The organism is Klebsiella sp. HMSC25G12, from assembly GCF_001807705.1.
GTDB classification, from domain to species: Bacteria; Pseudomonadota; Gammaproteobacteria; order Enterobacterales; family Enterobacteriaceae; genus Klebsiella; species Klebsiella variicola.
The window spans coordinates 70,115-81,229 of the sequence record NZ_KV789911.1; the positions used below are offsets into that span (position 1 = coordinate 70,115).

Here is an 11,115-nt window from a genome sequence, read left to right on the forward strand (position 1 = left end):
AACAGGATGGATAATATGGTTGCTATCTCAGCAGAAAAAACGAATGCAATACAAGCTATTTTTTCACGAAGCAAGGCTGTTATTGGTGTTATTCATTGCGACCCATTTCCTGGCTCGCCAAAATATCGAGGAAAATCAGTCTCGGATATTGTTGAACGTGCGCTTCGTGATGCTGAAAATTATATTTCAGGCGGTGTTCATGGTCTGATTATTGAAAACCATGGCGATATTCCTTTCTCTAAACCTGAGGATATCGGCCATGAAACCTCAGCGCTGATGGCGGTCATTACCGAGAAAGTTCGTGAACGTTTTGCTGTGCCGCTGGGCATTAACGTTCTGGCTAACGCGGCGATCCCGGCAATGGCGATCGCCCTGGCGGGAGGCGCCGATTTCGTCCGCGTAAACCAGTGGGCCAACGCCTATATCGCCAACGAAGGATTTATAGAAGGGGCGGCCGCTAAGGCGCTGCGCTACCGCAGTATGCTGCGCGCTGAACATATTCGCGTTTTTGCCGATAGCCACGTTAAGCACGGTAGCCATGCCATTGTCGCCGATCGTTCGATTCAGGAACTGACGCGCGATGTCGATTTCTTCGAGGCTGACGCGGTGATCGCCACCGGCCAGCGTACGGGCGATAGCGCCACGATGGCGGAAATTGACGAGATCCGCGCGGCGACGGAACTACCGCTCCTGGTGGGCTCCGGGGTGACACCGGCTAACGTGAAGCAGATCCTCGGGCGGACTCAGGGGGTCATTGTGGCCAGTACAATGAAGGTCGATGGCGTCTGGTGGAACGATGTTGAGCTGGCCCGGGTGAAGCATTTTATGTCGGTCGCGCAGGCCGCGCTGGAGGAAGCTTAATGGAAGCGTTTAGCGAACGCCTGCTGCGCGAACATCAACCGGCGTGGCAGGCGATGCAGCAGCACCCGTTTGTGACTGATATCGAACAGGATCGTCTGCCGACAGTCGTCTTCAACCGCTATCTGGTGTTTGAGGGCAACTTTGTCGCGACGGCAATCGCGATTTTTGCCCTCGGGGTCAGCAAAGCGCCGGGTATTCAACAGCAGCGCTGGCTGATTGGCGTGCTGAATGCCCTGGTTGATATACAGATCGCGTGGTTTGAACAGGTGTTGTCAGCGCGGCAGATCGATCCCGCTGAGTACCCGGATGATTTGCCCGGGGTACGGCGCTTTCGCGACGGTATGCTGCGGACCGCCCGCGAGGGCAGCTATGAGCAGATTGTGACCCTGATGTTCGGTGCGGAATGGATGTACTATTTCTGGTGCCGACGGGCGAGCGAATATTATCAGAGCGATGCTGATTTACGACGCTGGGTGGAAATGCACGCGGAGGACGAATTTTATCAGCAGGCTCTCTGGCTAAAAAACGAACTCGACCGCTGCGCCATGGCGCTGAGTGAAGACGAAAAGCAGGCGTTATCGGCGCTTTACGGCGAGGTGCTGCAGTGGGAAATTGATTTCCATCACGCGGCATACGAGGAGTAGCCGCGAGGAGGATCACAGGGGGCGCCGGACGCGGCGCCTCCTGAATACGGGTTATATCTCGACGTTCTGCGTCTTGTTGGCGAAACTTACCATTACCGTTAATGCCGATTCTTATTTCACATTTTTATCTTAATAAAGTCGGAGGGTTAATTTAGCTGCCTTCTGACTCTTTTGAGAGAAATTATAGAGGGCGAGCATTTATGTTATTTTATTCGGGCCTGTAGCTCGGGGCTCTCTTTTTTCTTTTCTTCCCACCTGAAGAAAAAGCTATTTTCAGAAATAGATATAAATTATCCATCGTTACTCGACGGCGGCTCTCCCCCTACAATGGACTTTAATTGCCAGATATTTAACAAAAACCAGGCCAAGGAAAAGGGATGAAACGAAGCATTTATTCACAGAACAGTTTATTGCGCATCAGTCTGCTTTCCGCGCTAACGCTTACTGCCAGCTTCACCACTCACGCACAGGATAAACCTGTCGCGGGGGGTGTGCTGACGGTCGCTCTGGGCAGCGATACCCCGATTATTGACCCCTCTATTACCGCTTATTCCGTCACCGCTCTGGTTACGCGTAACGTGGTGGATTCTTTGGTCGGCCAGGCGGAAGATAACAGCTTTACACCATGGCTGGCGGAACGCTGGGAAATTAAAAACAATAACCGCGAATACACCTTCCATCTTCGCAAGGATGTGACTTTTAGTGATGGCACGAAACTGGATGCTGCGGCGGTAAAATATAACTTTGAACGCATACTCGATCCGAAAACCACCTCCAGTTACTCCAAATCGTTGTTGGGGCCGATTGACGCGATCACTACGCCAGATGAGTACACCGTGGTGATCCGCTATAAAACGCCTTTCGCACCGCTGCTGCAGGGGCTGAGCTTGCCGTATCTCGGTATTCAGTCACCGGCTTATCTGCAGAAAGCGGCGAATACCAGCAATACCGTGGTCGGTTCTGGTCCCTTTATCCTCGAATCGTTTGTCAAAGGCAGCGGGAGTAAACTCAGCAAGCGCGCCGATTACAACTGGGGTCCGGGCTATGCCACCCATAAAGGCCCGGCATGGCTGGATAAGATCGAATTTAAGTACCTGCCGGAGTCAGCGGTACGTCTTGGCGCGCTGAATAGCGGGCAGGTACAGGTGATCGATGCCATTCCGCCGGTGAATTATGCGCAGGTAAAAAATAACCCGAAGCTGGATGTGATCACCAGGGAAAACCCCGGCGTTCCGCGCGTCCTTTATTTGAATAGCGACACAGGGATCTTCAGCGACCTGAAAGTGCGGCAGGCCTTCCAGAGCGCCATCGATCGCACTACTGCCGTTAAAGCCGCGTTCTTTGGCATCCTGAAACCTGCCGACAATATTCTTGGACCCGCTACGCTGGATTACGATCCGGCCATTGCCAGCCAGTGGGGGTTTGATCTGCAAAAAGCCCGCCGTCTTCTGGATGAAGCCGGCTGGCAGCAAACCGATAGCGAAGGCTACCGGGTCAAGGAGGGTAAACGCCTTACTGTGCAATTTACCTATTCTTCAAACGATGTCGAAGCCGCTGACGTGACGCTGTTCCAGGCAATTCAATACCAGGTAAAACAAGCCGGTTTTGAACTGAAACTCGATCCGGTGGATTCAGGCATTCTCAGCAGCCGCACGGCGGCTAACCAGTACGACATTATCTCGAACTATTTTGTTCGCCCGGAGCCGGACATCCTGCGTACCGTTTTCCATTCCAATTATATTCCGCCGAAGGGGAACAACTTCAGCCGCGTTAAAGCGCTGGATAGCCAACTGGAAACTGCTGTCGGTGCCAGCGAAGCCGAGCGTAAACGCATCTACTATGCCATCCAGCACCAGATAATCGATCAGGCCTGGGCGGTGCCAATATACATCCCGGCATATCAGTTAGGGAAAGCCAAACAGGTGCAGGGCATTAGCTGGGCCACGAACGCGAAGCCGAATTTCTATGATGTCTGGATCCAACGCTAAGCTGCTGGCAGCAGGCAAGCGCCTGCTGACCATTTTCGCCGTGCTGTGGGGCGCGGCAACGCTGACGTTTGTTGCGGTAAAACTGATCCCCGGCGATCCTGTGGCAATTCTGATAGGCAGCGCCAACAGCGTTGTGGATGATAGTTTTCGCGAGACACTGACCCGCCAGTTCGGCCTGGATAAGCCACTGTGGTGGCAATATTTGCGCTACTGTGGCGAGGCGCTGACGGGCAACCTTGGCGTGAGTTATCAGTATCGCCAGCCTGTTGTGCAGGTGATTAGCGCAGCGTTGAAAGAGACGGTGCCGCTGGCCGTCAGCGCCCTGGCGCTGGCACTGGTACTGGCGGTATTTAACGCATTACTGACAGCCGGACGTCATCCGCGTCTGCGGTCTCTGCTTGCCGGGTTGGAGCTGATGCTGCTTAGCACACCGGTGTACTGGATCGGCATCGTGTTGTTGAGCATTTTCAGTTTCAAACTGCAATGGTTTCCGGTGACCGGTAACGATGGCTGGATCGCCCTTGTGCTGCCGGTGGTGACGCTCAGCCTGCCGCTGGCTGCGACACTCAGCCAGGTGCTGCGTGATGGGCTGGAGGAGGCGCTTTCGCAGCCGTTCGCCATGACCGTGCGTACGCGAGGGGTGAGTGAAACTGCGCTGCGCTTACGGCATGCGTTGCGCCATGCCTCGCTGGCGGTGTCGACGCTGACGGGGACGCTGCTGGCCAGCGTATTAGGCGGCTCAATTCTGACCGAAACAGTATTTGGTCGGGCGGGGCTGGGGCAAATCACTCTCGGTGCGATTGAGAACCGAGACATGCCCCTGGTGCTGGGGGTGGTGATGTTCTCCGCGCTGTTGTTTGTGGTGATTAACCTGCTGATTGATACCCTTTATTTACTGATCGATCCCCGTCTACGTCTGCGAGGGCATGCTGATGAGTGATCTTTTACTGCGGGTGGCCCGCCGCGACGGGGGGCGCTATCGTAACCCGTGGCTGGCGCCGGGTACCAGCATTCCGTTGTTACTGGTGCTACTGCTCGTGGTGGCGGTGTTTTTTCCATCGCTATTCACGCCGTACACCCCCGAACAGATGGATTTCAGCGCGATTTTGCAGCCGCCGGACCTCAGACACTGGTTCGGTACTGACCAGTTGGGGCGTGATGTGTTTACCCGCGTGGTGTATGGCACCTCGCTGTCGCTGAGCATTGGGGTCGGCGCGACCCTGATTGCCAGCGCGGGCGGTATTGTGCTGGGGACACTGGCAGGTCTTGCGCCCAGGGCGGTACGGCAGTTACTCGTACGGCTACTGGACATTATGCTGGCGTTCCCCGATTTGCTGTTGGCGCTGCTGGCTATCACGGTGTTGGGGCGTGGGCCAGAGAATACCCTGCTGGCGGTCGGACTGGCCGGCATTGCTGGCTATGCCAGGCTGGTGCGCGCGCAAGTGTTGCAGGTCAGGTTATCGGGGTATGTGCAGCATGCGGTGGCGTTGGGAGAGCCGCCAATGGTGATTATTTTGCGCCATATTGTGCCCAATACGCTGCGCCCGCTGCTGGTACTGGCAACGGTGGGGATAGGGTATTTCATATTATCCGCCTCGGCCCTCAGTTTCCTTGGACTTGGGGTGACTCCGCCGACGGCGGAGTGGGGCGCATTGCTCTCTGAGGGACGTAATTTTCTCGATAGCGCCCCATGGGTCAGCCTGCTGCCCGCCAGCGTTGTCGCGCTGTCGGTGATTGCCATTACGCTGCTCGGCCGACGTGTTCAAACCCTTATTGCCAAAGGCGGGATCGCATGACTTCAGAGACCTTCCAGCAACCGCTGTTACAGGTGGCGCAACTGAGCGTCAGCTTCCCCTCGCCGCAGGGGCTGATTGAGGCGGTTAACGCCTTATCGTTTGACGTGCATGCCGGTGAAGTCCTGGCTTTGGTAGGCGAGTCCGGTTCGGGTAAATCCGTCACGGCCCGGACGCTAGTCGGGCTGGCGGGGGCAGGGGCGGCTGTTCGCGCCGAGGCCCTGATATTGCATGGGCACGATGGCCTGTCGCAGAATTTACTGGCGTGCGATGCCCGCCGTTGGCAGCAACTACGCGGGCGCGAAATTGGTTTTGTTTTGCAGGATGCACTGACCTCGCTTGACCCGCTGCGCCGGATTGGTCAGGAAGTCGCGGAGCCGTTGTTGACGCACCGCCTGGAACGGGGGGCGGCAGTTCGCGAACGCGTGGCGGAGCTGTTAACGCAAACCGGCATCCCCGATCCGCATAACCGGATGGCGCAGTACGCACATGAACTCTCCGGTGGCTTGCGCCAACGAGCGCTCATCGCGTCGGCGCTGGCGGCGGGGCCGCGATTACTCATTGCCGATGAACCTACTACCGCGCTGGACGCCACCGTACAAAAACAAGTTTTGAATGTATTCAGGGCCCTGGCGGATGCCGGGCATGGCGTGCTGCTGATCACCCATGATTTATCGGTGGTGGCGGATATTGCCGACCGTGTGGTGGTGATGCGGCAGGGCAAAGCAGTGGAGAGCGGCAAGGTGCGACAGGTGCTGCATGCGCCGCAACACCCTTATACCCGCCGTCTGCTGGCGGCCATTCCCTCTGCCGGTACGCGTGGGACGTGGTTAACAGGAAACGATCCGCTGGGTCAAACGGTAGTGCGGGAGAACATCAGTACTGACAGCACCACACCCGTGCTGGCTGCCGATAACGTATCACTGGCGTATGTTCTGCCGGATGGCCGTCGCTTGCAGGCCGTCAATCAGGTGACGTTAGAGGTCGCGCAGGGCGAAACGCTGGGCATTGTGGGCGAATCCGGTAGCGGGAAGACCACGCTAGGCAAACTGGCGCTGGCGCTGCAGGCACCGCAACAGGGCGAGATCCTTCTCGCTGGGCAACCATGGAGCAGGCTGACAGAACGTCAGCGGCAGCCGTTGCGGTCGCGTATCCAGACGATTGTGCAGGATCCGCTGGGTTCATTTAATCCGCAATATAACGTGGCGCAATTGCTGCAACAGCCTCTGCGCCTGCATACGACGCTCACAGCCGCGGACCGGTTGTCACGTGCGCAGGCGTTGCTGGCGCTGGTTGGTTTAAGTCCTGATCTGCTGACGCGACGTCCGGCCACGCTTTCCGGTGGGCAGCGGCAACGTATCGCCATCGCCCAGGCCCTGGCCTGCGAGCCGGATATTCTGATTTGCGACGAGCCGGTGTCGGCGCTGGATGTCACCACCCAGGCGCAAGTGTTGGATTTGCTGGTAGCGCTGCAACGCCGTTTGCATCTGTCAATGCTGTTTATCTCTCATGATCTGGGCGTGGTGCAGCATATGAGTCATCGTATTGCGGTGATGAAAGACGGCGAGGTAGTCGAAAGCGGCAGTGTGGATCAAATTTTTCGGGCGCCACGCCACCCGTGGACTCGACAATTGTTATCAGCTGTTGGGCAGACGCCGTTGCGATATAACTGAGCAGTAAACGTCAAACACCGTTATCAGAAATGGGGTCATGTTATTCAACACTCTTATCATCTCCAGAGCCCGTTCCAGGCGGTCTTACGTGATAGAGGGCAGGGAAGAGGCACTGGCCCGGCGCTCGATAGTGCCATCCGTACGCAGTGCTCGTTCAGCTAAGTTTGCCTATGTGAATTTCAGTTTAGTGACCTGCTGCGGGGGCGCCTGGCATACCCGATTTCACGAACGGCGGGCGGGTGAACCAGATGATGATAATCAGCGCCATAAAACCCCAGCCGAGCGCCCAGAAATAGTCGATTGTCGACATCATGTAGGCCTGCTGGGTAACCACCTGGTCAATCATCGCAAGATGCTGCTGCGTCGGGCCACCCATCTTATTTACGTAATCCATAGCCGCTGGGTTGTACTGTGTCACGCTCTCGGTCAGATTCGCGTGGTGGAAAACTTCACGTCGCTGCCAGATCCATGTGGTTAACGATGAGGCAAAGGAGCCGCCGAGTACGCGAAAGAACGTGGCCAGTCCTGAGCCTTCCGCCACTTCGTTACCGTGCAGATTCGACAGCACAATGGTGGTCAGCGGCATGAAGAAGAAGGCCACGCCAATCCCCATAAACATCTGCACGCTGGCGATGGTGCGGAAATCCACGTCAGTATTGAACTGCGCGCGCATCAGACAGGATGCCCCCATTGTCAGGAATGACACTGAGCATAAAATTCGCAAATCCACTTTGGTGGCGTAACGTCCGATGACTGGCGTCAGCACCAGTGGTAAGAAGCCCATCGGCGCAGCGGCGAGACCGGCCCAGATAGCCGTGTAGCCCATCTGGGTCTGCAACCACTGCGGCAGAATAATGTTGATGGCAAAGAACGCGGCATAGCCCAGCATCAGCGCCAACGTGCCGATGGCGAAGTTGCGGTCTTTGAACAGCCGCAGGTTCACAATCGGGTGACGTTCGTCCAGCTCCCATATCACAAAGCAAATCAGGCTGATCGCCGAGACAATAGACATCACGATAATGGGCGTAGAAGAGAACCAGTCTTCGTCGTTGCCCTTATCCAGCACCACCTGCAGCAGGCCCACGCCAAGCACCAACAGCGCGATGCCAATATAGTCGACAGGCGATGACTGCGTTGTTTCTTCACGCATGCGCAGCTGCGACCAGACCACGATGGAGGCGAAAATCCCAATCGGCACGTTGATGTAGAAGATCCACGGCCAGGAGTAGTTATCGGTAAGCCAGCCGCCGGTGATGGGCCCCACGATAGGCGCCACCACGGTCACCATCGACAGCAGCGCCAGCGCCATGCTGCGTTTCATCGGCGGGAAGATAACCAGCAACAGCGTCTGACACATCGGGAACATCGGCCCGGCGAAAAAGCCCTGCAACGCACGGAAGATGATGAGCTCCGTCATGCTGTGGGCGAAGCCGCACAGAAATGACGTCAGGGTAAAGAACATCACCGAGGCGATAAACAACCGCAACTGCCCGAATCGGCGGGTAAACCAGCCTGTCAACGGTAGAGCAATAGCGTTACACACCGCAAAAGAGGTGATAACCCATGTCCCCTGATCGGCGCTAACGCCCAGGTTGCCGGAGATAGTCGGCAGCGCCACGTTGGCGATGGTGGAGTCCAGCACCTGCATAAAGGTCGCCAGCGACAGGGCAAGCGTCGCCAGAAACAGGCTGGGGGGCGTAAAGGCTGCCTTCGGCTCTGACATAGCTTCTCTCTTAGCGCTGGGCTACAGCGCTGGTGTTGTCATGAAGGATTTTCGCCACCAGATTATCGGCTGCTTCCATTGGCGTTTCATACACATCGGTACGGAATCGCGGCTGTTCGACGGTTTTTTGTGGCAGAAGATGACCACCCTGATTGCGGATATCCACCTCAGCGTTCATCGACAGACCCACACGCAGCGGATGCTTCTGCATGTCATGTGGATCAAGCGTGATGCGTACCGGCAGGCGTTGGACGATTTTGATCCAGTTGCCGCTGGCGTTCTGGGCTGGCAACAGTGAGAATGCGCTACCGGTACCAATGCCGAGACTTTCGATGGTGCCGTGATATTTCACGTTATCGCCATAGAGATCCGCATTAAGCTCTACTTTTTGCCCAATGCGCATGTTCTGCATTTGGCTCTCTTTAAAGTTGGCATCCACCCACACTTCATTCAGCGGCACGATGGCAAGCAGCGTGGTGCCGGAGGTGACCCGCATCCCGAGCTGCACAGCACGTTTAGCGACGTAACCACTGACGGGCGCAACAATGGTGCTGCGGGAGTTATCGAGATAGCGTTGGCGCAGCGTCGCAACGGCGGTTTTGACTTCAGGATGGTTATCCACCACGGTGTCATCAACCATCGCCTGATTGGTTTTGAGCGCTTGCTCTGCAGCCAGTAAATCGCTTTGCGCGCTGGTCACGGCATCACGGTAGTGCGCCAGATCTTCCACCGCAATGGCGCCGGAACTGACAATTTTTTCCCGGCGCAAGTAGTCACTTTTCGCTGTTTGCAGGGCTACTTTTTTGGCAGCAACTTGTGCACGGTAGTTGTCGGCAGTGCTATAGAGACCACGCACCTGACGCACTGTGCTGGCGAGATTGGCTTCAGCCTGCTGCAGGGCGATGGCGGTATCGCTTGGGTCCAGCAGAACCAGGGGCTGGCCTTTTTCGACATAATCGCCTTCATCCACGGTCACCTGAGTCACGGTACCGGTGATTTGCGGTGTCAGGGTGACCTGATTTCCGTTGACGTAAGCATCGTCGGTGCTCTCGTAATAGCGGGCGTAAAGCAGATACCAGGCCAGACAGCCTCCTGCCGCGAGGATCAGGATCAGTAATAAAATGGCGAAGTTTCTTGTACGCTTGCCTGGGCGCTTGTCAGAGGGAGGCGCGTTATTTTCCATAGACATAACCGGTGACCTTAATTAGCGATGGGGGGCCGTGAATTCATCGGGCAGCATTTTGATAAGAATATCTGCGAGCTGCCGGGATTCTTCGGGCGTCAGACGCGCCGTTAAGTCCGCGAGGATGGTATTCAGTGCTTCATTCTGAAACGTATTGCACAGCGTCTGACCTTTTGCCGTCAGGGCCAGGATCACCTGGCGCTTGTCGTGCGGATTCGGGCGGCGCTCGACCAGGTCGTTCTTCACCATACGTGCAACCATACGGCTCATTGCCCCGGTATCCATCTGCAGGCTCTTGCAGATTTCTGCCGGGCTGGTGTTACCTTTAAATATATTAATCAATACCTTAAATTGCGGTGCGGTAATGCCGCTGTCGGCAAAGTAATGGCCGATAAGCAGGTCCTTAAACTGGTTTGCCAGATGGAACAGCAAACCCAGATGCAGGTTTTTATGGGAAGAGTCGATTGGGGTATTCATGATAGCTGCCTGGTCAGTAATTAACATGATAATTACTGCCTGGTCACCAATTGTCAAATTAGGTCAACAGAAAGCACACATATTGACAAATGGAGGAGGGCGATAAGCGAATTACGATCACTCGAACCCGTGATGCCCGCAGACATCAATTTGGATGCGCTCTGGGGTACAGGCCCGACGCAGGCGTGATTGATGTACGCGCGGCCGTAACTTGCCAGGGTTCCATAAAGCAGTCTGTGTCATCAGCTGGCGTACTGTCGGACCAAAATCAGCGTAATGTTCGCGGATAGTACGCAGTACACGTTCTCAGTTGCCGGTTGCCAGGCTGGCTACGACGACGGTTAACAAGTGAAAGCGGCCCATGTTCACGATAGCGCTCCAACAACCGTCGGCAGTGTCTGTCAGATATCTCAAGCGGATAATATTGAGTACGTACCGGGCAAGACCATCAGGTCGTTGGTTATTGCTGGGTTTTCAACGACGACGGCTAGCCATACCCAGCGGGCCAGATTCACGGTAACGCGACAGAAGGCATCGGCACAGGCTGTCAGATATGCTCAGGCGCTGTGTGGCCATCAAGTGTAGTCAGACGTCGAACGATAACGTCCTAATAACTTTGAGTCGGTTAACTTTATCCAAAGCAAAAAACTCCGCCGCATGAGCCGTCATCAGAATCTATCGATGCTGAATCTACGAGTACTTATCCAGGAGAAAACCTAACAACTTAGCCACCACAATATGTGTCTAGCCAATGTTGAAATGTCGTGCTGAAA

The 11,115-nt window shown here is 55.8% G+C and carries 9 protein-coding genes and 1 pseudogene; 6 read left to right on the forward strand and 4 right to left on the reverse strand.

The window, feature by feature from the left end; genetic code table 11:
- Window positions 1-15 precede the first annotated feature (15 nt).
- From HMPREF3096_RS22050 to HMPREF3096_RS22075, 6 genes are all read left to right on the forward strand, one after another.
- Window positions 16-861 carry a BtpA/SgcQ family protein gene (locus tag HMPREF3096_RS22050; protein WP_004176161.1) on the forward strand — a complete coding sequence of 282 codons (846 nt, stop codon included), beginning with the start codon at window positions 16-18 and terminating at the stop codon, window positions 859-861.
- Window positions 861-1,505, forward strand: a complete 645-nt coding sequence (locus tag HMPREF3096_RS22055) for a TenA family protein (RefSeq protein ID WP_023297624.1) — start codon at window positions 861-863, stop codon at window positions 1,503-1,505. The genes HMPREF3096_RS22050 and HMPREF3096_RS22055 overlap by 1 nt, the downstream gene beginning before the upstream one ends.
- Before the next feature lie 377 nt (window positions 1,506-1,882).
- On the forward strand, window positions 1,883-3,493 hold the full coding sequence (locus tag HMPREF3096_RS22060) for an ABC transporter substrate-binding protein (protein ID WP_070544603.1): 1,611 nt from the start codon (window positions 1,883-1,885) through the stop codon (window positions 3,491-3,493).
- Window positions 3,471-4,433 (forward strand): ABC transporter permease, encoded by a 963-nt coding sequence (locus HMPREF3096_RS22065; RefSeq protein ID WP_008804871.1) that lies wholly within the window; start codon window positions 3,471-3,473, stop codon window positions 4,431-4,433. Before HMPREF3096_RS22060 ends, HMPREF3096_RS22065 begins: the two co-directional genes overlap by 23 nt.
- Window positions 4,426-5,289 (forward strand): ABC transporter permease, encoded by an 864-nt coding sequence (locus HMPREF3096_RS22070; RefSeq protein ID WP_077270180.1) that lies wholly within the window; start codon window positions 4,426-4,428, stop codon window positions 5,287-5,289. Before HMPREF3096_RS22065 ends, HMPREF3096_RS22070 begins: the two co-directional genes overlap by 8 nt.
- Window positions 5,286-6,959, forward strand: a complete 1,674-nt coding sequence (locus tag HMPREF3096_RS22075) for a dipeptide ABC transporter ATP-binding protein (protein WP_046881456.1) — start codon at window positions 5,286-5,288, stop codon at window positions 6,957-6,959. Before HMPREF3096_RS22070 ends, HMPREF3096_RS22075 begins: the two co-directional genes overlap by 4 nt.
- A gap of 184 nt (window positions 6,960-7,143) precedes the next feature.
- Here HMPREF3096_RS22075 and HMPREF3096_RS22080 read toward each other — a convergent pair whose 3' ends face one another.
- From HMPREF3096_RS22080 to HMPREF3096_RS31955, 4 genes and pseudogenes are all read right to left on the reverse strand, one after another.
- Complete coding sequence (locus tag HMPREF3096_RS22080) at window positions 7,144-8,682, reverse strand: DHA2 family efflux MFS transporter permease subunit (protein WP_070544605.1); 1,539 nt, start codon at window positions 8,680-8,682, stop codon at window positions 7,144-7,146.
- A gap of 10 nt (window positions 8,683-8,692) precedes the next feature.
- Window positions 8,693-9,871: an efflux RND transporter periplasmic adaptor subunit gene (locus tag HMPREF3096_RS22085; protein ID WP_176747757.1), complete on the reverse strand. Its 1,179-nt coding sequence runs from the start codon at window positions 9,869-9,871 to the stop codon at window positions 8,693-8,695.
- Between the two features lie 15 nt (window positions 9,872-9,886).
- A complete protein-coding gene (locus HMPREF3096_RS22090; RefSeq protein WP_008804876.1) occupies window positions 9,887-10,342 on the reverse strand; it encodes a MarR family winged helix-turn-helix transcriptional regulator in 456 nt (151 codons plus the stop codon).
- Window positions 10,343-10,746: 404 nt separating this feature from the next.
- Window positions 10,747-11,011: pseudogene (locus HMPREF3096_RS31955) on the reverse strand (ISNCY family transposase); the annotation flags it as partial.
- Between the last annotated feature and the right edge of the window lie 104 nt (window positions 11,012-11,115).

Excerpts from the sequence above, each read along its gene's own strand:
- HMPREF3096_RS22065 (WP_008804871.1), top strand. The coding sequence starts at position 3,471 with ATGATGTCTGGATCCAACGCTAAGCTGCTGGCAGCAGGCAAGCGCCTG.
- HMPREF3096_RS22060 (WP_070544603.1), top strand. The coding sequence starts at position 1,883 with ATGAAACGAAGCATTTATTCACAGAACAGTTTATTGCGCATCAGTCTG.
- HMPREF3096_RS22090 (WP_008804876.1), bottom strand. The coding sequence starts at position 10,342 with ATGAATACCCCAATCGACTCTTCCCATAAAAACCTGCATCTGGGTTTG.
- HMPREF3096_RS22055 (WP_023297624.1), top strand. The coding sequence starts at position 861 with ATGGAAGCGTTTAGCGAACGCCTGCTGCGCGAACATCAACCGGCGTGG.
- HMPREF3096_RS22050 (WP_004176161.1), top strand. The coding sequence starts at position 16 with ATGGTTGCTATCTCAGCAGAAAAAACGAATGCAATACAAGCTATTTTT.
- HMPREF3096_RS22075 (WP_046881456.1), top strand. The coding sequence starts at position 5,286 with ATGACTTCAGAGACCTTCCAGCAACCGCTGTTACAGGTGGCGCAACTG.
- HMPREF3096_RS22070 (WP_077270180.1), top strand. The coding sequence starts at position 4,426 with ATGAGTGATCTTTTACTGCGGGTGGCCCGCCGCGACGGGGGGCGCTAT.
- HMPREF3096_RS22080 (WP_070544605.1), bottom strand. The coding sequence starts at position 8,682 with ATGTCAGAGCCGAAGGCAGCCTTTACGCCCCCCAGCCTGTTTCTGGCG.
- HMPREF3096_RS22085 (WP_176747757.1), bottom strand. The coding sequence starts at position 9,871 with ATGTCTATGGAAAATAACGCGCCTCCCTCTGACAAGCGCCCAGGCAAG.